The 21,220-nt window shown below is 63.8% G+C and carries 20 protein-coding genes; 11 read left to right on the top strand and 9 right to left on the bottom strand.

Going from position 1 to position 21,220, the window contains the following annotated elements; genetic code table 11:
* The first annotated feature begins 83 nt into the window (after nucleotides 1-83).
* From TMPK1_RS13860 to TMPK1_RS13885, 6 genes are all read left to right on the top strand, one after another.
* Nucleotides 84-1,448 (top strand): MmgE/PrpD family protein, encoded by a 1,365-nt coding sequence (locus TMPK1_RS13860; RefSeq protein ID WP_420243609.1) that lies wholly within the window; start codon nucleotides 84-86, stop codon nucleotides 1,446-1,448.
* Entirely contained in the window at nucleotides 1,448-2,830 is a 1,383-nt protein-coding gene (locus TMPK1_RS13865) for a phenylacetate--CoA ligase family protein (protein ID WP_420243610.1), read from the top strand. Before TMPK1_RS13860 ends, TMPK1_RS13865 begins: the two co-directional genes overlap by 1 nt.
* On the top strand, nucleotides 2,827-4,221 hold the full coding sequence (locus TMPK1_RS13870; protein WP_420243611.1) for an amidase: 1,395 nt from the start codon (nucleotides 2,827-2,829) through the stop codon (nucleotides 4,219-4,221). The genes TMPK1_RS13865 and TMPK1_RS13870 overlap by 4 nt, the downstream gene beginning before the upstream one ends.
* Before the next feature lie 63 nt (nucleotides 4,222-4,284).
* A complete protein-coding gene (locus tag TMPK1_RS13875) occupies nucleotides 4,285-5,043 on the top strand; it encodes a DUF6065 family protein (RefSeq protein WP_420243612.1) in 759 nt (252 codons plus the stop codon).
* Complete coding sequence (gene pabB, locus TMPK1_RS13880) at nucleotides 5,040-6,401, top strand: aminodeoxychorismate synthase component I (RefSeq protein ID WP_420243613.1); 1,362 nt, start codon at nucleotides 5,040-5,042, stop codon at nucleotides 6,399-6,401. Before TMPK1_RS13875 ends, pabB begins: the two co-directional genes overlap by 4 nt.
* A 61-nt stretch (nucleotides 6,402-6,462) precedes the next feature.
* Nucleotides 6,463-7,254: an aminotransferase class IV gene (locus TMPK1_RS13885; protein ID WP_420243614.1), complete on the top strand. Its 792-nt coding sequence runs from the start codon at nucleotides 6,463-6,465 to the stop codon at nucleotides 7,252-7,254.
* Here the strand turns inward: TMPK1_RS13885 and TMPK1_RS13890 are convergent.
* From TMPK1_RS13890 to TMPK1_RS13905, 4 genes are read right to left on the bottom strand one after another with little or no spacing between them, the layout of a single operon-like run.
* On the bottom strand, nucleotides 7,251-8,978 hold the full coding sequence (locus tag TMPK1_RS13890) for a sensor histidine kinase (protein WP_420243615.1): 1,728 nt from the start codon (nucleotides 8,976-8,978) through the stop codon (nucleotides 7,251-7,253). The genes TMPK1_RS13885 and TMPK1_RS13890 overlap by 4 nt on opposite strands.
* A 35-nt stretch (nucleotides 8,979-9,013) precedes the next feature.
* Complete coding sequence (locus TMPK1_RS13895; protein WP_420243616.1) at nucleotides 9,014-9,514, bottom strand: isoprenylcysteine carboxyl methyltransferase family protein; 501 nt, start codon at nucleotides 9,512-9,514, stop codon at nucleotides 9,014-9,016.
* Entirely contained in the window at nucleotides 9,511-10,617 is a 1,107-nt protein-coding gene (locus TMPK1_RS13900; protein ID WP_420243618.1) for a type III polyketide synthase, read from the bottom strand. The genes TMPK1_RS13895 and TMPK1_RS13900 overlap by 4 nt, the downstream gene beginning before the upstream one ends.
* 8 nt (nucleotides 10,618-10,625) lie before the next feature.
* Nucleotides 10,626-11,411, bottom strand: a complete 786-nt coding sequence (locus TMPK1_RS13905) for an enoyl-CoA hydratase/isomerase family protein (protein WP_420243620.1) — start codon at nucleotides 11,409-11,411, stop codon at nucleotides 10,626-10,628.
* 165 nt (nucleotides 11,412-11,576) lie between these two features.
* Here TMPK1_RS13905 and TMPK1_RS13910 point away from each other — a divergent pair, with 165 nt between their 5' ends.
* From TMPK1_RS13910 to TMPK1_RS13920, 3 genes are all read left to right on the top strand, one after another.
* Entirely contained in the window at nucleotides 11,577-12,014 is a 438-nt protein-coding gene (locus TMPK1_RS13910) for a hypothetical protein (RefSeq protein WP_420243622.1), read from the top strand.
* 69 nt (nucleotides 12,015-12,083) lie between these two features.
* A complete protein-coding gene (locus tag TMPK1_RS13915; RefSeq protein WP_420243623.1) occupies nucleotides 12,084-13,049 on the top strand; it encodes a DUF3667 domain-containing protein in 966 nt (321 codons plus the stop codon).
* 1 nt (nucleotide 13,050) lies between these two features.
* A complete protein-coding gene (locus TMPK1_RS13920; RefSeq protein ID WP_420243624.1) occupies nucleotides 13,051-14,856 on the top strand; it encodes a sensor histidine kinase in 1,806 nt (601 codons plus the stop codon).
* A 267-nt stretch (nucleotides 14,857-15,123) separates the two neighbouring features.
* Here the strand turns inward: TMPK1_RS13920 and TMPK1_RS13925 are convergent, their stop codons facing one another.
* The gene (locus TMPK1_RS13925; protein ID WP_420243625.1) at nucleotides 15,124-16,041 is read right to left on the bottom strand and encodes a hydroxymethylglutaryl-CoA lyase; all 918 of its coding nucleotides are present in this window, start codon (nucleotides 16,039-16,041) and stop codon (nucleotides 15,124-15,126) included.
* Nucleotides 16,042-16,115: 74 nt separating this feature from the next.
* Here TMPK1_RS13925 and TMPK1_RS13930 point away from each other — a divergent pair, with 74 nt between their 5' ends.
* Both TMPK1_RS13930 and TMPK1_RS13935 read left to right on the top strand, forming a co-directional pair.
* Nucleotides 16,116-17,333, top strand: coding sequence for a CaiB/BaiF CoA transferase family protein (locus TMPK1_RS13930; RefSeq protein WP_420243626.1), 1,218 nt, complete (start codon nucleotides 16,116-16,118; stop codon nucleotides 17,331-17,333).
* Between the two features lie 166 nt (nucleotides 17,334-17,499).
* Nucleotides 17,500-18,330 carry a class I SAM-dependent methyltransferase gene (locus tag TMPK1_RS13935; protein ID WP_420243627.1) on the top strand — a complete coding sequence of 277 codons (831 nt, stop codon included), beginning with the start codon at nucleotides 17,500-17,502 and terminating at the stop codon, nucleotides 18,328-18,330.
* Between the two features lies 1 nt (nucleotide 18,331).
* Here TMPK1_RS13935 and TMPK1_RS13940 read toward each other — a convergent pair whose 3' ends face one another.
* From TMPK1_RS13940 to TMPK1_RS13955, 4 genes are read right to left on the bottom strand one after another with little or no spacing between them, the layout of a single operon-like run.
* Nucleotides 18,332-18,823 (bottom strand): CcdC protein domain-containing protein, encoded by a 492-nt coding sequence (locus TMPK1_RS13940; RefSeq protein ID WP_420243629.1) that lies wholly within the window; start codon nucleotides 18,821-18,823, stop codon nucleotides 18,332-18,334.
* Nucleotides 18,824-18,834: 11 nt separating this feature from the next.
* Nucleotides 18,835-19,062 (bottom strand): sulfurtransferase TusA family protein, encoded by a 228-nt coding sequence (locus tag TMPK1_RS13945; RefSeq protein ID WP_420243631.1) that lies wholly within the window; start codon nucleotides 19,060-19,062, stop codon nucleotides 18,835-18,837.
* Nucleotides 19,063-19,069: 7 nt separating this feature from the next.
* Nucleotides 19,070-19,978 carry a histone deacetylase family protein gene (locus TMPK1_RS13950; protein WP_420243632.1) on the bottom strand — a complete coding sequence of 303 codons (909 nt, stop codon included), beginning with the start codon at nucleotides 19,976-19,978 and terminating at the stop codon, nucleotides 19,070-19,072.
* The gene (locus TMPK1_RS13955) at nucleotides 19,975-21,201 is read right to left on the bottom strand and encodes an argininosuccinate synthase (RefSeq protein ID WP_420243633.1); all 1,227 of its coding nucleotides are present in this window, start codon (nucleotides 21,199-21,201) and stop codon (nucleotides 19,975-19,977) included. Before TMPK1_RS13955 ends, TMPK1_RS13950 begins: the two co-directional genes overlap by 4 nt.
* Nucleotides 21,202-21,220: the final 19 nt, after the last annotated feature.

The following is a 21,220-nucleotide window of genomic DNA, read 5'->3' on the forward strand; positions in this document are numbered from 1 at the left end:
GTTTGCGCAGCGCGAAACTGCCGGCGTAGCTTTGCCCGGACAAGCCCGGGAGGGTGTCCTATTCCTCGCTCTGGAGCCACGCCGTGAACGCAGCTGAACAACTGGCACGGCACGTCATCGAAACGCGCTTCGAAGATCTGCCTTCCGACGCGGTCGAGAAGACCAAGATCTTCATCCTCGATTCCTTCGGTGTCGGCGTGTCGGGCAGCGCGGCCGTGCATGCGGCGTCGCTGCTGCGTGCGGTCCAAGACTGGGGCAGCGGCGACGACGCAACCGTGCTGGGGCTGGATACGCGCCTGCCCGCCGCATCGGCGGCGTTTCTCAACTGCGTGCAGATCCACAATCAGGAATTCGACTGCGTCCATGAAGGCGCGGTGCTGCATCCGATGACGACCGCGCTTGCAGCCGGCTTGGCCGCCGCCGAGCAGATGGGTGGCGTCACCGGACGCGACTTGCTGACCGCGATGGCGCTGGCGATCGACGTCACCGCCGGGTTGGGCATCGCATCGCGCTCGAAAATGAAATTCTTCCGCCCCGCCAGCGCGGGGATTTTCGGCGCCACCGCCGCAGTCGCAAAGCTACGCGGCTTCACCCAGGCGCAATTGATCGACGCGTGGGGTCTGGCCCTGGCGCAGGCGGCGGGCACGATGCAGCCGCACGACGAAGGCCTGGCGACTTTGGCGGTGCAGATCGGATTCGCGGCGCGCGGTGCGATCGTCGCGTGCGACTTTGCTGCGGCTGGCATTCCCGGGCCGCGCGGCGTGATCGACGGCGAATTCGGTTATCTCAATCTGTACGAGACCGCGCACGACATCGAACCGGTGCTGGCCGATCTCGGCCGCGTCTGGCGTATCACGCAAGTCAGCCACAAACCTTACCCGACTGGCCGCGCCGCCCATGCCGGCATTTCGGGTTTGCTGGCGTTGATGTCGGCGCACCGATTCGGTGAGGACGAGGTCGAGCGTGTGACCTTGCTGGTGCCGCCGCTGATCCATCGTTTGGTCGGCCGTCCGATCGAACGCGACATGCCAGTCAGCTACGCGCGGCTGTGTTTTCAATATTCCGGCGCCGTCGCCTTGCAGCGCGGCTTCGTCGACATTCCGGATTTCTATGAATCCGCGCTGCGCGATCCGGCGCGGCATGCGCTGGCGGCGCGGATCCGCGTTGAGATCGACGGCAATCCCAATCCCAACGCTATGTCGCCGCAACGGATCGAAGTGCGGCTGAAGAACGGCGCGACCCGCGCGCTCGACATTCCCGCAACACTGGGTGCGCCCGACAATCCGCTGCCGCGCGACGCGCATCTCGCCAAGTTCCGGCGCTGCTGGTCCTACGGCGCGCGGCCGCTCGACGGTCAGGCTGGCGAACGTGCGATCGCCCTCGTCGATCGTCTGGAAGAATTGGACAATAGCAACGACCTCACAGCGCTTGCCGTACCGGAGCCCTGATGCATCCGAGTTACTTTGAAGCCGCCGACCCGGCGCGCATGGCGGCGGAATTTCCGATCGGCGACGAATTTCTGCGCGTGTTCAAAAGCCTCAGCCGCGACGAGTTGCGCGCACGACAGGAAAAGCAGTTTCGGCAGTTGATGGCGCGCGCCTGGCGCACGGGATTTTATCGCCGCCACTGGGGCGCGCACGGCATCGAAGCGGGCGACATACGCACGCTGGACGATCTGCCCAAGCTGCCGACCTACGACAAGACGCAGTTGATGGAGTCGATCGCGAACCATCCGCCGCTGGGCGACTTTCATGCGATGGACACCTATCCAGCCGGCGCGCATCCGCCGATCGTGTTCCACACGACCAGCGGCACAACCGGGCGGCCGCAGCCGCTTCTGTTCGGGCCGTGGAGTCGCGAAGTCCAGAATCTGCTGCTAGCGCGCATCTATTTGCTGCAGGGCATGCGCAGCAGCGACGTGGTTCATTCGGTCTATGGCCACGGCATGATCAATGGCGGCCATTATGTGCGCGAAGCGGTCGTGCACTGGACCAACGCGCTGTTCATGAGCGCAGGAACCGGCGTCGAAACACGGTCGCTGAACCAAGTGCAGTTGATGCGCGATTTCGGCGCCACAGTGATCGTAGGCTTCGCCGACTACATCAAACGTCTGGCCGAAGTCGCGCGCGAGAACGGCATCGAGCCCGGTCGTGACATCAAGATCCGGCTGATCTGCGGCCATCTCGGCCGTGAATCGCGCGAACAAATGTCGGCGATGTGGGGTGGTGCTGCAGTCCATGATTGGTACGGCGTCGGCGATACCGGCGCGATTGCGGCCGAAGGTCCCGACGGCGACGGGCTGTATGTGATGGAAGACGCGCAGTTCCTGGAAATCTGCGACATCGATACGGGCGCACCGCTCGCCGACGGCGAACAAGGCGACATGGTCTGCACCAGCCTGTTCAAGCACGACATCTATCCGATCGTGCGGTTCAACACCCACGACGTGTCGAAATATAAAACCGGACAATCGTCGCTGGGTTTGAATTTGCGTCGGATCGAAGGCTTTCTCGGGCGTTCCGACAACATGGTGAAACTGCGCGGCATCAACGTCTTTCCGCATGCGGTCGGCCCGATCCTGCAAAACAGGACCGAGTTCAATGGCCAGTTCCTTTGCAAAGTCTCGCGCGATACGACCGGGCGCGACGACATGCTGGTCTTGTGCGAAGTCACCGGCCCGGCCGATGTTGACGCCTACAAGCAGGCGCTGAAAGCCAGCATGGGGGTCGAGGTCGACGTGCAGTTCGTGACACCCGGCGCGCTGGCGCCGCTGACGCAGATCGAACAGCGACAGAAACCGATCCGTCTGGTCGATGAGCGGTTCGTATGAACGCGCACCGACGGTTGCCCCACCAGCTCGGCGTCGCCGAATTGTCGGCCGCGTTCGCGCATGGCGAATTGACGGCGCGGCAGGCTACCGAAGCCTATCTGGCGCGGATCGATAGCCAGGACGCAAAGGTGAATTCCTACCTGCATGTGACCGCGCATGCAGCGTTGGACGCAGCCACCGCCAGCGACGCACGACGCGCAGCCGGAAAAGCGTTGGGGCCGCTCGACGGCATTCCGATTGCGCTCAAAGACAATATCGACGTCGCCGGCGTACCGACGACGGCCGGCATCGCGGTGCGGCGTGGGCGGCTTGCGCACAGCGATGCGTTTGTCGTGCAGCGATTGAAACGCGCCGGCGTGGTCATTCTCGGCAAGCTGAACATGCATGAAGCGGCGCTGGGTGCGACCAACGCCAACGAAGCCTACGGCGTGTGTCACAATCCACACCGGCATGGTTTCACGCCCGGCGGCAGTTCGGGTGGATCGGGCGCGGCCGTCGCAGCCGGCCTGTGTGCCGCAGCACTCGGCACCGACACGTTGGGATCGGTGCGGATCCCCGCCGCCTATTGCGGCGTGGCTGGATTCAAACCGACCTACGGGTTGGTTTCGACGCGCGGCACAGTGCCGTTGTCCTGGACGCTCGATCACGTCGGTCCGCTGGCACGCAAAGTCGAAGATCTGGGATTGCTGCTCGACGCGATGGCGGGGTTTGATTCCGAATGCGCGGAAAGCCGCGCGCGCACGACTGGCGACACGCGCTATGCCGGACCCTATTCGCAACGTCTCGACGGGTTGGTGATCGGCCGCGTCGTCGGGTTGGAGGCGGTGCCGTTGCAGCCCGGCGTCATCGCCGCGTTCGACCGCGCTATCGACACGTTGCGTAGCCTGGGCGCCACCATCATCGACGTGCGGTTCGACGGCTACGACTTCACGCCGTTGCGGCTGCAAGCGTTGCTGACGATCGAAGCCGAGGCTGCGGTCGTGCATGCCGACGATCTCGCCGCAGATCCCGACGGGTTCAGCGAAACCTTCCGCACCTTTGTCGGCTGGGGCGCACGCCAGCCCGCGCACAAACTGGCCGCCGCTTATCGCGCCGTCGCCGACGTGCAGTTGATCGCGCGCCGCGCCTTGGCGCAGGCGCCGGTCTTGGCGCTGCCAACCGCACCGCACGAGGCCTTCGCCTTTGCCGATCCGGTGCCGCACGTGCAAGCCGATCTGACCAGCCTCGCCAACATGGCCCGGATCCCGTCGGCGACTGTGCCGATGGGGCGCGGCGACACCGGCCTGCCGGTCGGTCTGCAATTGCTGGCCGGCGAGTTCCAAGATGCGCTGGTCATGCGCGTCGCGGCAGCGTACGAGGCGGCATCCGCCTCTTACGTAGCCCCTGACTGATTTCCCTCGGGAAATCAGTCCAGCCCACGCGGAGCGGGGGGCGCAGACAAAAACGGATCCAGAGTGAGCAAACAGAAGCCGCCCGAACTCGTCTGTTATTCGCTGACCAACGAGGCGCCGCTGCTGCGGCCGGCGCCCGCGACGCGCGCCTGGATGGACGCGTCGCCCGAGAAATACGCCTATCGCTGCCTGCCGCTGTCGATCGCCAACGCGCATGGCTGGGAACTGCTGTGCCCGTCGCCCTTCATGGCCGAATGGCGCGGCGCCAAAGGCAAAGAAGGCATCACCGTCACGTCGCTGAGCGGCGGACCGGCGCCTGCGATGAGTCATTTTGGATCGGGCGTGCTGACCTTTCACGTCAACGCGCTGTTCCGCACCGACCCGGGTTGGAATCTGTTCGTCGGCGGACCGGTGAACCGGCCCAAGCACGGCATCCAGGCGCTGACTGGAATCATCGAAACCGACTGGACCGTTGCCAGCTTCACCATGAACTGGATCTTCACCGCGCCCGGTCGCGTGACCTTCGCCGAGGGCGAACCGTTCTGTTTCTTCTTTCCGGTGCAGCGCGGTCATCTCGACACGATCGAACCGCGCTCGGAACGGATCGCGGCGGTGCAGAACCGCAAGGTCTATGACGAATATGTCGCGTGGCGCGACGGTCGCGCGAAGTTCCTGGCCGAGCTGCCGGTGCAAGGATCCGACGCCAACGAAAAAGGCTGGGAGAAAACCTACTTCCAAGGCGCCAAGCCGAACGGCCAGCAAGGCGTTTCCGATCATCAGACACGCTTGCGCCTGAAGCCGTTCGCGCCGCCGAAGCCGTGACGCTCGACAGCGTGCTCGATCGTGACGTCGTGCGCGAGATCGCGTGGATCGATCCGCTCGCCGCGTACGCGTCGTTGCGCGGCAACGGGCCTTCGATCTGGTTCGACAGTGCTGCGGGCGGACGGTGGAGCTATGTGCTGGCCGAACCCGTCGCGTCGCTGACCAGCGAAGCAGACGCGACCGACGATCCCTTCACTGCACTGTCTGCGATGCTGCATGCGCAGCACGGCACGATCGACGCACCGCCCCCATTCGCGGGCGGTGTTGCAGGGTTTCTGAGCTACGAGCTGCGGCGCTGGATCGAACGCGACGCGCTGCGCCATCCGGCCGATGCCGATTTGCCCGAAGCGCAACTCGATCTCTACGACACGGTGCTGGCCTTCGACGTCGAGGCGCGCCGCACCTGGTTGATCGCGCGCAGCTTCCCCGCCTCGCGCGAGTCGGCGGCGAAACGCGCCGATCGGTGGCAGGCACGCCTGGCGCAACCAAGCGCCGTACCGACTGGCGTGCCGACAGCGACGTGGCACGCCGACTGGCAGCAAGACGAATATCAGGCGCATGTCGCGGCGTTGCGGCAGCGTACTTTCGACGGCGAAATCTATCAGGCGAATTTCACCCAGCGTTTCATCGCAACGCGTCCGGCCGGGCTGGATCCGTTGGCGGCCTATTGCCGGCTGCGCGAATTGGCGCCGGCGCCGTTTGCGACCTTGATCGAGCTTGGCGATGGTCGCGCGCTGGCAAGCGCGTCGCCCGAACGATATCTGCGCGTCGAATCGAATCGCCGCGTCATCACCGAACCGATCAAAGGCACGCGCCCGCGCGGGCGCGACGCAGCGCAAGACGACGCGCTGGCGCAAGAGCTGCTGCGCGACGAGAAAGAGCGCGCCGAAAATCTCATGATCGTCGACCTGCTGCGCAACGATCTTGGCCGCGTCGCGCAGAAGGGATCGGTGGTGGTCGAAGATCTGTTCGCGGTCGAACGGTTTGCAGCGGTGCAGCATCTCGTGTCGCGCGTCGCGGCGACCTTGGCGCCTGGCCGCGATCTGGTCGATTTGCTGCGTGCCGCTTTTCCTGGCGGCAGCATCACCGGCTGTCCCAAAGTGCATGCGATGCGCGCCATCGATGATAGCGAGCGCGCGCGCCGCGGCGCCTATTGTGGTTCGATTGCCTGGTTCGGCAGCGACGGAACGATGGACAGCTCGATCGCCATTCGCACGCTGACCTTCGGGTGCGACCGGGTTCTGGCGCAGGCCGGCGGCGGCATCGTCGCCGACAGCGATCCCGCATCGGAATATCGCGAGTGCCTGCTGAAAGCGCGGCCGTTGCTGCGCACGCTCGATCCCAGTTGGGCGCTATGATTTCGACTTACGCACGCGAGTGGGGTTGGTGGGGTGGCCGCGAGCGTGCGGAAACAAAAACATGAACGAATTGATCTGGATCGACGGCGAGATCGTTGACATTGCCCGCGCGCGGATCGATCCGCGCGACCGTGGCTTCACCTTGGGTGACGGGCTGTACGAGACCGTCCGCGTTCGGAATGGCGTGCCGACGCGGGTTGCAGCCCATGTGATGCGGCTGGTGCGCGGCTGCGCGCTGCTCGGATTCCCGCCGCCGATCGATCCGCACGAATTCGATGATGTCATGCGGCGCTTTCTTGTCACGACCGATACGGTCGGCGACGCAGCGCTGCGCCTGACCTTGTCGCGCGGACCGGGACCGCGCGGCCTGACGCCGCCCGAACACCCGAAGCCGACCTTGACGATGCTGATCGCGCCCTGGACCAAACCGGCACCGGTTGCTGCGATCACCGCGCGGGTCGCGCGCCGCGACGAAACCTCGCCGTTGTGCACGATCAAGCACACCAACACGCTGGATGCGATTCTGGCGCGGCGTGAAGCGGCGTCGCACAACGCCGACGAAGCAGTGCTGCTGAACCACAAAGGCAACATTGCCGAAGCGACCATCGCCAATCTGTTTGCGGTGATCGACGGAACGCTGGTGACGCCACCGTCCAGCGATGGCTGTCTGCCCGGCGTCGCGCGCGCCGAGATTCTCGAACGCGCCGGCGGCGTCGAACGCACCATCACGCCGAACGATTTGGCGCGCGCCGACGAGATCTTCTTCAGCTCTGCCCTGGGAATTCGAAGCGCGATTGCGATGGACGGACGAACGCTTTCGTCGCGCTCCGTCGCGGAGTCGCTTCCGCTTTAAGCGACCGCCATCCGCGGCGGCGTCAGTACGCGCGACAGCGGCAAGGTCACGGTTGCGCGCGTGCCTTCGCCGGGCTGGCTCGACAGAGTCAGCGTGCCGCCATGCAGCTCAACCAGTTCGCGTGCCAACGGCAGGCCGATGCCGGTGCCGCCAGCCCGGCGCGCACCGGCTTCTTTGAGCTGAACGAAGCGGGCCATCACGCGTTCGATGTCGTCCGGCGCGATGCCGATGCCGCTATCGGCAACGGTGAAGCGCGGTTCGCCTTCTTCGGTGCGATCGAATTCGACCGTCACCGCGCCGCCGGCCGGCGTGTATTTGATCGCGTTGGTCAGCAGGTTGATGATCACCTGCAGCAAGCGACGCTCGTCGGCCAGCACCGGAATGTCGCCGGCACGATCGTCGAGTTGCAACGTGACGCCGGCCGCATCGGCTTGCGGCCCGTGCATGCGGATCGCCTTGCGCAGCACCGCCAAGATCGAGGTCGGTGCTTCATCGAGATCCAACGCGCCGGCTTCGATCTTGCTGAGGTCGAGAATGTCGTTGACCAGCGACAGAAGATGTTCGCCGCTGGCGATGATGTCGCGTGCCCACACGGCATATTCGGCCGGCATCGGTCCGCGCGCCTGACCATCGATCAATTTCGCAAAACCGATAATGACGGTGAGCGGCGAGCGCAGCTCGTGGCTCATATTCGACAGGAAGTCTGACTTGGCCTGCATCGCGCGTTTGAGCTGCACTTCGCTTTCTTCCAGCGCCAACGCCATGCGCGCATCGCGGCGTGCCAGGCGCAGCCCGGTCAAGGTCAGTGCCAGAATGATCGCAAGCGCGGCGCTGATCGCGATTCCGATCAGCACCGCCGTCGAACGCCAATCTTCGAGCGCGCCGTCGAGCGAACGCGAAATGCCGATGATCAACGGATAGCGATCGAGATCGACGCCGGTCGTGAGCCGCATGCGCCCGTCAAAGCCGCGCACGCGACCGAGACGTTGCGGTGCCGTGACGGTGACCCGCAGGTCGCGATTCTGCGCCTTCTGGCCGATCATCGATTCCATGTGCGGCCAGCGCGCAATCAACTCGCGCTCGGCGGTGAACAACACCGTCGCGGTGTCGGGACCGACATCGATTGCCGAGAAGGTACGTTCGATCCAGTTGGCGGCGATGCCGATGACCGCAGCGCCGAGGAACTCGCCGACCGGGTTTCGGATCGGGCGAACGATGTAAAAGATCCAATTGTTGGTATGTCGTGACCGCAGCGGGCCGGTGACGACCAGCTTGCGTAACGGGTTGTCGCGCAGCTGCTGCAGATAGGCCCGGTCGGCGAGATTGTAGGTCGGCGCCGGATATTCGCGCGAACTGGCGAGCGGCATGCCGTCGGTGCCGATGACGCTGACGACTTCGATCTGGCCCAACGATGCCTGGGTCTGGCGCAGCTCTTCGTAGAACGCGCGCGTGCCGATCTGCGCCCGCAGCTGGGGCAGATCCATCGCGCCGGTATCTTCGATCTGATTGGTCAGGCGCAGCAGCGCGAAATCCGCACCCGCGACCGTCTGTTCGATCCGTTCGCCGACGATGCGCGCGACGTTGACGAGTTCGCGGTCGGCATCGGCGATCGCGTCGTCATGCAGCTTGATGACAGCGCCGAGCGCAAGCGCGAGCACAAGCGCCGCCACGATCGTGCCGGCCGCAACAATTGCTCGCGGCAGAGAAAGGCGGGTGCCCCCCATCGCGAACGGGTACCCGGCTTATGATGCAAAAACAATTAACGATTGCGTCTGGGTGCGAGAACGCGATCTTCGGTGCGAATCCGCCACAGAGTCAGCGCACCGCTCAGCACTGTAAAAACCGCCGCGGTCGCGATCTGGCCGAAGGCCATCGGCAGGGCGATGATTTCCCCCGCGACCACCCAGTAATTCGGGTGTCGCACCCATCGATAGGGGCCACGTCGAACCAGCGGCGCACGATCCAGCGTGATGATGCGCGTGGTCCAGAACGGGCCCAGGGAAGCGATGACCCAGGCGCGCCCGGCTTGCAGCAACATGAACAGCGCCAGCCACAGCCAATTCACCGCCTGCTCGCTGTCGAGCTGCGCCAAGATCGCCAGCAGCCACGCCCCATGCAGGATTACGAACAGGCGATAGTGACCGCGCCCATGTTCGACGCCGCCGCGTGCGAGCAGCCGCGCCTCGTTACGGCGCGCCAACATCAGTTCGGCGAGGCGTTGTAGCGCGACCAAGACCAGAATGATGAGCGGCAACCTCAAGCGCTGTGCCCTGGTCCGACCAAACAGAAGGAAAGCGTGAAACCGGGCCCTAGTGCCGACATCAGATGCGATCCGCCGCCCGGCCGAACATCGCCGCGCGCCAAACGCCGTTCCAGCACGAACCAGACGGTCGCCGCCGACATATTGCCGAAGTCGCGCAGCACCGCGCGTTCGACGTCGAGACTGCCCGGTTCGCGCTCCATCGCCGCTTCGATTGCTTCGACGACTTTGGCGCCGCCGGGATGACAGATGAGTCCGCCCAGCGTTTCGGCGGATGCGTCGTTGGCGACAAGAAACTGATCGGCGATTGTGCGCATCTCGCTGCGCACGATGCCGGGAATGTCGCGCGAGAAAATCACGCCCAACCCGTCCGGTTCGACCGACCAACCCATCACGTCGATACTGTCCGGCCAGCAATGTTCGCCGCTGGCTTCGACGGTCAGCAACGGCGCGCGATCGGGCAGCGCATCGGTCGACAGCAAGGCAGCCGCAGCACCATCACCGAACAAGGCGGTGGCGAGAATGTTCGACTTGCTGAGATCGCTTTGCCGCAACGTCAAACTGCACAATTCAATCACCAGCAACAGAACGCGGCTGCCAGGACGCGCCTCGGCCAGTTGCGCCGCGCGCGCCAATCCCGTGACGCCGCCCGCGCAACCGAGTCCAAAGATCGGCAGGCGCGCGACGTCGCGGCGAAATTTCATGCGTTGCAACAGGCGTGCATCAAGGCTGGGCGTTGCGATTCCGGTCGAACAGACCGTGATGATCTGATCGACGTTCGCGGCGTCCAGACCTGCATTGGCAAGACAGCGCGTCGCCGCCTGTTCGAGCAGATCGTCGGCATGGGCGAGAAATCGCTGGTTGCGGCCGGTCCAATCCTGCTTGGCGACATACCAATCGACCGGTTCGCAAACCTGCCGCGCATCGATGCCGGCGGTGTCGAACACCTGCCACATCCGATCAAAATGTTCGGACCGGCCCTGAAAGATCCGCCGCGCACCTTCGCGCGCCATCTCCTTGTCGACGCGATGCGGTGGGCTTGCGGTGGCAAGTGCCAACAACCGTGCTGGAGCGCGAGAAGACGTTTGCACGGCGATGGACATGTGTTTGCTCAGGCGTAAGGAAAGCGGGGTTTTCGTTTTTCGAGAAATGCGGCAGTGCCTTCGGCGAAATCGGGACTGCGGAAGGCGTCGAAGAAATCCCGCCGCGTTGCGGAATCATCTTCGGTCTGTCCGTTCAAAATGCGGCGCACCGTGCGCTTCACCATGCGCACGCTGAATTGCGATGCGGCAGCAACGTCGGCCGCCCAGCTGCGCGTCTGGTCGGCAAGTTCGCTTGGACCGTACAGGCGATCGATCAAGCCGATGCGATATGCTTCCTCGGCGTCTGCGATGCGGCCGGTGAAGAGAATGTCTTTGGCGACGCTGGGTCCTACCACATCGACCAGACGCTTGGTGTCTTCCAACGTATAAGCGAGACCAAGTTTGGCCGGCGTGATGCCGAGCCGCGCGCTGCGATCGGCAAAGCGCACGTCGCATGCAAGCGCCAGCGCGCAACCGCCGCCGACGCACGGGCCTTGAATCATCGCCACCGTCGCTTTGTCCAGCTCGACCAGCGCGCGCATCGCCGCTGCGATTCCTTCGGAATATTCGCGCGTCGATTCCTCGGTCGCGTAGACCTCGTCGAATTCCGAGATGTCGGCGCCAGCAGCAAAGGCGCTCGAATCCGCGCCGCGCACCACCAGCACTTTGAGCTTCTTGTCCTCGGCAACGCGCTGCACGAGGTCGGCTATCGAACGCCACATCGCCCGGCTTAGTGCGTTGCGCCGTTCGGGACGGTTGAGGACCAAATGCGCAACCTCGCCTTCGGCGTGGAGATAGACCGGTGTCTGAGTCATGCGGCTCCTGTCGGCGAAAGGCTGAGGCAGACCATAGGATGGTCTCACCTCCGGCTGTATGGCCGGACGAGCTTGCCAATCACGGACCCGCTGCGCAAATGTCCGGACAGATTTATCCGTCAGGAGCATGCGATGTCGGCTGCGAGGATCGATATTCGCCGTGAGATGCCGCTGCTCGCGCGTCACGAAGGCGAGTGGGAAGGCACGTACATCTACGTCGATACAGACGGGAAGATTATCGATCGGCACCGGAGTCACCTCTCCTGTACGTTTCCGACCGAGGGTGAATTCCCTTATCTGCAGATCAATCGCTACTACTGGGACGACGGGCGCTCGGAGATCATTCACTTTCCCGCGCGCTACGCTGACGGTCGCATCTGGTGGGACACCGAGCGCATTCGCGGCTGGGCAACATCGGTGCCGATCGACACCGAATCACGCACCACGATGCTGATGTGGGTGCGCAAGGACATGCCCGACATCTATCTCTACGAAATGATTCAGATTTCTGCTGACAACCAGAAGCGCGGCCGAACCTGGCACTGGTTCCGCAACGACGAGCTGTACCAGCGCACCATCATCCAAGAGCGACGGGTCGGCTGAGTTCGGCAGCCTTCAGCCGCATCGCCAAAAAGACGGTGATCCTGGCGCTGATCTGGTAGATTCGCGGCCGTGTTACCGACCACAACTTTACACGCGCTCGAAGGCGCGCTGGCCATTGACGCGGCCGGAACCGCACTCGCCGCCGGCGCACAGCCAGGCGAGCACCAAGCCTGTCAGAATTGCGGTACGGCGCTGCAAGGCCCCTACTGCCATCACTGCGGTCAGTACGACGAAAAGAGCAAACGGCCGTGGTGGATCCTGGTCGAGCACGCGCCCGATTCACCGACCCGGTTTCAGTCGCGGATTTTGCGTTCGTACGCCTGGCTGCTGCTGCGGCCCGGTCGCATGACGGCGGCGTTTCTTGCGGGTCAACGCGCCCGCTTCGTGCCGCCGATCCGACTCTATATTTTCACCAGCCTGATTTTCTTCCTCGCGCTCGGCGCGAGCGGGTTGGTTCTGGTGCAGCCTGTGTCAGAGCGCATCCAGCACGACGGCGACACCGACAACAACGTTACGTTCGAGCTGCTGGCGCCGCCGCGCAAAACGCCGGTTCTTCTGCCCGGCGACATTCAGCACGAGGGCGACGGCGTCATCAAAATCGGACGCAAAGGCAAACAGAAAAAGATCAACATCGACCAACTGGTCGAGCTGGTGAACGACCCGGTCAAAATGTCGGCGTTCCTGACCGAATGGTTGCCACGCGTGCTGGTCGCGGCGATGCCGATTTTCGCGCTGTTGCTGGGGCTGCTCTATATCCGCCGGCGCCGCGGCCTGATCGACCATCTGGTGCTGACCCTGCACCTGCACGCATTTCTGTTTGAGGTCGGCGTTCTTTTGATCGGATTGCGCGTAGCAACAGGGATCAGCCTGCCTGCCTTCGCGCTGCCGTTGCTGTTGAGCGTGTATTTCCTGCTGACGATCAAGCGAGTCTACCGGCAGAACTGGTTCAAGACCTGCGTTAAGAGTTTCATTCTCTTCCTGGCTTATCCCAACATCCTGTTGCTGGCGGCGGTTGCGTTGGCAATCTGGACCTGACGTGCAACGCGCCACCCAAGCAGTCGATTTGAACGATCCGGCACTTTTAGAAACGGCAACGCCGGCGCGATTGGCGCGCAACCTGTCGGCGACGCGTCCGTTGCTGCTGGGCTTGCTCGCCACGTGTTTCGTGATCGCGGTGTTTCTGGGCCTGGAGCTGGCGGCCGAATATCGGCGCGCGCTGGGCGACGCCGAGCGTGCAACCTTGGCCGCCGCACGGATCGGCCAACGCCAAGTGTCGCAAGCGCTGCAGCACATCCAGCTTGCGTTCCAGTCGTTCGACGAAGATCCGACCGTGACCTCGACCTTGGTGGTCCGGCGCGTCAATTCCGAACAGCACGCCGCGCTTTGGCGCATCCGCAACAGCTCTCCGCTCTTCTCGCGCCTGATCGTGGTCGACACTGAAGGCCGTCTCGCCGCCAGTTCGGAACAGGCAGACCCCGCGCCGATTTCATTCGCCGAGCGCAGCTGGTTCCAGGCGCAGATCAAACAAGTTGGCACGGGCTTGCGCTTTGACGAGCCGCTGCAAATCCATGACGAGGTGCAGGCGATTCCGGTATCGCAGCGTCTGATGACGCCGGAAGGCCAGTTCGCCGGCGTGTTGGTCGCGTATGTGCGGCCCGAATATTTTGCCGACTTCTTCGCGTCGCTTGCGGTCGATTCGATGAACCTGCTGCGGAGCGACGGCAACATCCTGGCGCGCCATCCGACTTTGCCGCCCGGCGCACCGACGTTGGTGCGCGAACAAGACGGTCCCGAACCGCAAGGCGTGCGCGGCGAAGAATGGACTGCACGCCGCCCGTCGCAGATTGACGGGCAACCGTCGCTGCTGGCTGCGACGCGCGTCCCCAACACCGATCTCTATGTCGTCGCGCGCCTGACGCAATCAACTGTGCTGGCACGGTGGAGTCGCGACGTGATGCCGTTGGCCTTGTCGGCCAGCGCCTTGCTGCTCGCCTTTGCCGCTGTCGGTATGTGGCTGGCGCGTTCGTTGAAACGTCGCGACGTGCTGGTGCACGCAATCGTCGAAGCGCAAGAAGCCGCTGACCTGGCGCGCGCCGAAGCCGAAGCGGCCAGCAACGCGAAGTCGAACTTCCTGGCGCAGATGAGTCACGAGCTGCGCACGCCGCTGAACGCGATCCTGGGCTTCGCGCAGGTGTTGGAAGGCGAGATGTTCGGCAAGCATGTCGACTCGCGCTACCGCGAATATAGCCGCCACATCCGCCGCAGCGGCGATCACCTGCTGCAGCTGATCAACAACCTGCTCGACCTGTCGAAGGTGCATAGCGGCAACTGGATTCTGGATGACGGGCCGGTCGATCTGGTCGCGTCCGCCGATTGGGTGCTGGAAATTCTGGGACAGCGCGCGACCGAAGCGTCGCTGACCTTGACCAATGCGATCTCGGCCGATTTCCCCGAGATCCACGCCGACAAGCGCATCTTGCGACAAGTGCTGCTGAACCTGGTTGGCAACGCGATCAAGTTCACGCCGAGTGGTGGTCATATCTGGATCGAAGCGGCGCGCGATGCGCGCGGTGGCGTCGCCTTGTCGGTGCGCGACACTGGCATCGGCATCGATCCCGCCGACATTCCCGAAATTCTGACGCCGTTCGGCACCGCCAAACGCCAAGCTACCACCGCTGCGCACGGCACCGGTCTTGGGCTGCCTTTGTCGAAAGCCTTCGCAGAACTGCATGGCGGCGCGCTGGAAGTCCGTGCCGCGCCTGGCGGCGGCACGATCGTCACGATGTTGCTACCGGACTCGCGCGTGATCGAAGCACCGCCGCTGCTGATCGCGATGGGGTAGCCAGGCTTTCAGCGTCTATCGTTTTTACAGTTTCCAAGCGCTGCATTGCACTGAGCCGCACAACTGCCGCAATGGCACGGTAGTTGCGAAACGAGCTGCATCGCCCGACCCGCTACGGTGCTCCGGTACGGTCCACGGTGTGACGCGCGTCGTCAGAGAAAGACGGCGCTCCTCGCACCGCGCATCCAGACGGCCCGACAGATGCGTAATCGCGGCAACACGAACGTCCGGCCGCGCGGTTTCCGCGCGGCCCGGCGGCGGGGGGAGTTAGGCTGCGCAGGCAGCTTGCGCAGACGACGGGAATCCACCCGCTTTCGACACCATGCCGGGCACGGTTTTGCCGAGCTGCGTTTCGATCCAGTTGGCTGCGTCGATCAGCTTGTCGAGATCGATACCGAGATCGATGCCCATGCGCGACAGCATGTAGAGCACGTCTTCGCTGGCGACGTTGCCGGTGGCGCGCGGCGCGAACGGACAACCGCCGATGCCGCCGACCGATGCGTCGATATAGGTGACACCTTCCGCAACCGACGCCGCGACATTGGCGATGCCGGTGTTGCGCGTGTTGTGAAAATGCACGCGCAACGGCACGTCTCCGGCCAGTGGTTTGATCGTGCGCAGCATCTCGGTGACCTGGCTCGGTACGCCGACGCCGATCGTGTCGGCAACCGCGAGATCAACGCCGGGTGATTTCATGCAGGCTTCGACGATATCGCGCACACGCGACAACGGCACTTCGCCTTCGAACGGGCAACCGAACGCAGCGCTGATCGTCAGGCTGGCTTTGACGCCGCGTTCCTTCGCGGCGCGCGAAAGTTCGTGCCAGACGCGAATACTGTCTTCGACCGTCTGGCCTTGGTTCTTCTGGCCAAACGTGTCGCTGGCAACGACGACGCAACCGACTTCGTCGACACCGGCTTCGACTGCGCGATCGAAGCCTTTCTTGTTCAGCACCAAACCGATGTAGCTCACGCCGCGATCGCGCGGCACGCCGGCCATGACGTCGGCGGCGTCGGCCATTTGCGGGACGAGTTTCGGGTTCACGAAGCTGGTCGCTTCGAGGCGGCGGATACCGGCGTCGATCATGCGGTTGATGAACGCCAGCTTGGCCTCGGTCGAGACCGGCACTTTTTCGTTCTGCAGCCCGTCGCGGGCGCCGACTTCGACCAGTTGCACCTTTGCCATCACCAACCTCTTGCGCCGATCCGAAGCCGCTCTGTACGACCGGATGTAGAACTTATGGGGCAGGATCCTAGCCGATGACCGACGCAAGCAAACCCGCCGCTGCTGCAGGCCCGGTCGCCGATTTGCGCGTGATCGAAATGGGCCAGCTGATCGCGGGCCCCTTCTGCGGACAGTTATTTGCCGATTTCGGGGCGGAAGTGATCAAGGTGGAACCGCCCGGCGAGGGCGATCCGCTGCGCCAATGGGGTCAGCAGAAAATAGACGGCCAGTCGCTGTGGTGGCCGGTGATTGGACGCAACAAAAAATCGGTGACGCTGAATCTGCGCGAAGCGGACGGCCAGGAGGTCATTCGCGAGCTCGTGAAGAAGAGCGACGTGCTGATCGAGAATTTCCGCCCCGGCACGCTCGAACGCTGGACGCTCGGCTACGAGCAGCTGCGCGCGATCAATCCGCGCCTGGTGATGATTCGCGTATCGGGCTTCGGCCAGACCGGGCCGCGCGCGCAAGAAGCGGGCTTCGGTGTGATCGGCGAAGCGATGGGCGGGCTGCGCCATGTCATCGGCGATCCCGATCGCCCGCCGGCCCGCGCCGGCATTTCGATCGGTGATTCGTTGGCCGCGACCTTCGCGTGCCTCGGCGGCATGATGGCGATCCATGCGCGCGGCCGCACCGGCCGCGGCCAAGTCGTCGACAGTGCGATCTACGAAGCGGTGCTGGCGATGATGGAGTCGCTGGTCAGCGAATATGACAAGACCGGCTATATGCGCGAACGAACCGGCGCGACCTTGCCCAAGGTTGCACCGTCGAACGTCTATCCGTGCAGCGATGGAACGGTGCTGATCGCGGGCAACCAGGACAATGTCTTCCGCCGTCTGGCGCAAGGTATCGGCCAGCCCGAGCTCGCAACCGATCCGCGCTTTGCGACGCATGTGGAACGTGGTGAACGCCAGGCCGAACTCGACGCGATCATCGCCGCCTGGACGAAACTGCATACGATCGACCAGGTCATCGCAGTGATGAATGACAGCGGCGTGCCGGCCGGGAAGATTTATCGCCCGTCCGACATGATGGACGACCCGCATTTCAAAGCACGCGAGGCGATCGTGCGCGTCGCGCACAAAACATTCGGCGACGTGGCGATGCAGAATGTCGTACCGAAATTGTCGGAGACGCCAGGATCAGTCCGCAGCACGGGCCCCGAGCTGGGCGAACACAACGACGAAATCTATCGGGGGTTGCTGGGCTTCGACGATGCCCGCCTCAACGATTTGAAATCGCGCGGCGTGATCTGAACAAATTCTAAACGCGGTTCGGCCGCAGCAAGCTGCAACTTGCGAAATCACACTGCGGATAAGGGTTTGCGCAATCCCCGGTGCAACTCTGCGAAAGTGATTTCGGCGCCACAGCCGTCCGCGGCGTTGTAGATTCGGTAACCAGAGGCGCGGACAATCCCGCTCCGTGAGCGAAGAACAAGCCAAACGTCCCGAAGCACGCCGTCGGCGTGCGCGCGCCCCGAAGACACCGGGACCGTTCCCGCACGGATCGGATTGGACACGCCACTTCTTTGACGGGCTCGCCAACCGGTTCTGGCGCGCGGCCTTGCCGCCGCTTCTCTCTGAAGCAGAAGCGGCGTGGCTCGACGAACTCTTCAGCGAAACCACGCGCGGCAAAGCTCGCGCTTTGCTCGACGTACCGTGCGGTCACGGGCGGCATGCGATCGCGCTTGCAGCGCGCGGCTGGCGCGTCACCGGCGTCGATCTGTCGAACGAAGAACTCGACGCCGCGCGTGCAGCAACGCCGCAAGGCATGAAGATCACCTGGAAGGCGGGCGACATGGGCAAGCTGTCCTTGCCCGCCAAGCGTTTCGACGGCGCCTACTGCATGGGCAATTCGTTCGGCTATTTGTCGCTCGATCGTATGCACAGCTTTGTCGCGACCGTCGCCAGCGCGTTGAAACAAGGCGCGCGTTTCGTCATCGACACGCCGATGGTCGCCGAAGCGATCTTGCCGAATCTCGAAGCCCGTACCTGGGTCGAAGCGGGCGGCGTGCATGCGATGATCGAAAACGGCTACGACGTCGCGACCTCGACCTTGGAAAGCCGCTTCACCTTCCTCGCCGACGGTTCGGTCGAACGGAAGACAGCGTTCCACGCCGTGTACGGCATCGCCGAACTGTCGCGCATGTTGGCGCGGCACGGTCTTGCAGTGGAACGTCTGGACGGCGGCCTCGACGGCACGCCGTTCCAGCTCGGCGACGCGCGTCTGTTGCTGGTCGCCGTAAAAATCTAACTCAGGCGGTTTGCAACGGCTGGTGTGGCGGCAACGCTTTGCAGCGACGCCACATCACGTACGACCGGGTGAAGAGCAGTCCGACGACGAATGCCATACATCCGTCGGTAAAGACGCCAAACTGATTGCCGCCATCCAGCTTACGCAGCCCGAAACGCACCACGAACAAGACGCCGATCACCAGCAGCCCCTCAATTGTCGCGCGCGACATGATGTGGCCCGTGTCCGGGTCGCGATGTAGCAGGATGCTGCGCGCACGATACCAGCCTGCGACGGTGCCGAGCGCGAGGCCGATGACAACCGCGGCGGCAACGCCGGCCGTGAACGCAGCGCCGGTCATGTAGAAGCCGAAAATGAAGAACGCGACCGCCAGCAGGATCAGCACCGGCCACAGCACCAGGAAAGCCGGTCGCAGCCGCTGCGGTGTATTGCGCCGACTGAAGCGTATCGCAATCACCACCGCAATGATGATGAACGGCAGGTAGTCGCGCATGAATTCGGGAGTCATGTAGCCTTCTTCTTCTCGATCAGGAAAAACCAAACCGCTTCTTCGCGCCGCTCTTCGAGCAGCACGTTGCCAGATTGATGGCAGAAAACCGGAACGTCGAGCGCAGAAGCTGCGTCGGTCGACATCAGCTCTAACCTGTCACCCGGCTGCATCTCGTTGAGCGCTTTGCGTGCTTTCAGCACGGGAAGCGGGCAGGTCAAGCCGGTTGCGTCGAGCTTGCGCACGAGACTGCTAGCTGAGCGCATCCAGATGTGCGGCAACGCCGCCTTCGAGACCTTCGAGGTCGTAGCCACCTTCGAGCATCGACACGACGCGGCCTTGCGCGTGGCGCTTGGCGACGTCGCGCATCGCGCGCGTGACCCAGAAGAAGTCTTCGTCGTCGAGCATCAGATTGGCCAACGGATCGCGGCGATGCGCGTCGAAGCCGGCCGACAGAATCACCAGCTCGGGACGAAACGCATCGAGCGCGGGGATCACCGTTGATTCGTACGCAGCCCGAAATGCCGGCCCTTGCGTGCCGGCGCGCAACGGCACGTTCACGACGTTGCCGTCGATGCCGGTTTCGCTCGGCGCACCGGTACCGGGATAGAGCGGCCATTCGTGGCTGGAGGCGTAGAACAGGCGCGGCTCGCGATAGGCAGTTGCCTGCGTGCCGTTGCCGTGATGCACGTCGAAATCGACGATCGCGACGCGCGTCAGCCCGTGTGCGTCGAGCGCATGCAGCGCGCCAACCGCTGCGTTGTTGAACAGGCAGAACCCCATCGCGCGATCGGGTTCGGCGTGATGACCGGGCGGCCGCACGGCGCAAAAGGCCGTGTCGGCTTCGCCGCCAAGAACTGCCTCGACCGCAGCGACGGCTGCGCCGGCAGCGGCGCGTGCCGCCTTTGCCGACATCGGCGACACGATCGTGTCGGCGTCCAATGCTGCACGACCATTTGCAGGAATCGAAGCGAACAGCCGCGCGATGTATGACTCGTCATGCACGCGCGCGAGCTGTTCGTCGGTGGCGTCGGGCGCGTCGCGGCGCGGTTCGGGACGATGCCCGATCGCGCGCGCGACCGCTTCCAACCGCGCCGGCCGCTCCGGATGGTGCGGGCCGGTATCGTGTTCGCGGAAGGAATCGTGCCCGAAGATGATCACGCCGGCTTGCGCCCCGCCATTGCGGCCAGACGCAGACGCAACGCTTGCAGCTTGATGAAGCCGGCGGCGTCGGTCTGGTCGTAGACCGCGTCTTCTTCGAACGTGACGTAGTCCATGCGGTAAAGCGAGTTGGGCGACTTGCGGCCAACCACCTGCACCGAACCTTTGAACAGTTTCAGCCGCACCGTGCCGTTGACGCGTTCCTGCGTCTGGTCGATCAGCGCCTGCAGCGCTTCGCGTTCGGGCGAATACCAGAAGCCGTTGTAAATCAGCTCGGCGTAGCGCGGCATCAGGTCGTCTTTGAGATGCATCGCACCGCGATCGAGCGTGATGCTTTCAATGCCGCGATGCGCCGCCAGCCAGATCGTGCCGCCCGGCGTTTCGTACACGCCGCGCGACTTCATGCCGACGAAACGGTTCTCGACCAAGTCGAGACGGCCGATGCCGTTTGCACCGCCAAGTTCGTTGAGCTTGGTCAGCATCGCAGCGGGCGACAGGCGCTTGCCGTCGACCGCAACCGGATCGCCCTTTTCGAATTCGATTTCGACATAGGTCGGCGTGTTCGGCGCCAGCATCGGATCGACCGAGCGCGTGAACATCTTTTCTTCGGCTTCGATCCACGGATCTTCGAGCGCGCGACCTTCGTACGAGATGTGCAGCAGGTTCGCGTCGGTCGAGTATGGCGGCTCGCCTTCTTTGCCGCGCGGAATCGGAATCTGATGCTGCTCGGCATATTCGATCAGCTTGGTGCGGCTGTTGAGATCCCATTCGCGCCACGGCGCCACGACCTTCACGTCAGGCTGCAGCGCGTAGTAGGTCAGTTCGAAGCGAACCTGATCGTTGCCTTTGCCGGTAGCGCCATGCGCGACCGCGTCGGCGCCGACCTGGCGCGCGATTTCGATCTGGCGTTTTGCGATCAGCGGACGCGCGATCGACGTGCCCAGCAGATACGTGCCTTCGTACAGCGTGTTGGCGCGGAACATCGGCATGACGAAGTCACGCACGAACTCTTCGCGCAGATCGTCGATGAAAATCTCTTTGACGCCGAACAGCTCGGCCTTGCGGCGCGCCGGTTCCAGTTCTTCGCCCTGGCCGAGATCAGCGGTGAAGGTCACCACCTCGCACGCGTAGGTTTCCTGCAGCCACCGCAGGATGACGGACGTGTCCAACCCGCCCGAAAATGCGAGTACAACCTTCTTTACGTCTTTGGTTTTGCCGGCCATCGCCTGTGCTTTCTTGTCC

Source organism: Roseiterribacter gracilis, assembly GCA_018332375.1.
Lineage (GTDB): Bacteria > Pseudomonadota > Alphaproteobacteria > BOG-932 > Roseiterribacteraceae > Roseiterribacter > Roseiterribacter gracilis.

Coding starts and splice junctions, on each gene's coding strand:
- TMPK1_RS13865 (WP_420243610.1), top strand. CDS start 1,448: ATGCATCCGAGTTACTTTGAAGCCGCCGACCCGGCGCGCATGGCGGCG.
- TMPK1_RS13870 (WP_420243611.1), top strand. CDS start 2,827: ATGAACGCGCACCGACGGTTGCCCCACCAGCTCGGCGTCGCCGAATTG.
- TMPK1_RS13885 (WP_420243614.1), top strand. CDS start 6,463: ATGAACGAATTGATCTGGATCGACGGCGAGATCGTTGACATTGCCCGC.
- TMPK1_RS13890 (WP_420243615.1), bottom strand. CDS start 8,978: ATGGGGGGCACCCGCCTTTCTCTGCCGCGAGCAATTGTTGCGGCCGGC.
- TMPK1_RS13900 (WP_420243618.1), bottom strand. CDS start 10,617: ATGTCCATCGCCGTGCAAACGTCTTCTCGCGCTCCAGCACGGTTGTTG.
- TMPK1_RS13905 (WP_420243620.1), bottom strand. CDS start 11,411: ATGACTCAGACACCGGTCTATCTCCACGCCGAAGGCGAGGTTGCGCAT.
- TMPK1_RS13910 (WP_420243622.1), top strand. CDS start 11,577: ATGCCGCTGCTCGCGCGTCACGAAGGCGAGTGGGAAGGCACGTACATC.
- TMPK1_RS13925 (WP_420243625.1), bottom strand. CDS start 16,041: ATGGCAAAGGTGCAACTGGTCGAAGTCGGCGCCCGCGACGGGCTGCAG.
- TMPK1_RS13930 (WP_420243626.1), top strand. CDS start 16,116: ATGACCGACGCAAGCAAACCCGCCGCTGCTGCAGGCCCGGTCGCCGAT.
- TMPK1_RS13940 (WP_420243629.1), bottom strand. CDS start 18,823: ATGCGCGACTACCTGCCGTTCATCATCATTGCGGTGGTGATTGCGATA.
- TMPK1_RS13955 (WP_420243633.1), bottom strand. CDS start 21,201: ATGGCCGGCAAAACCAAAGACGTAAAGAAGGTTGTACTCGCATTTTCG.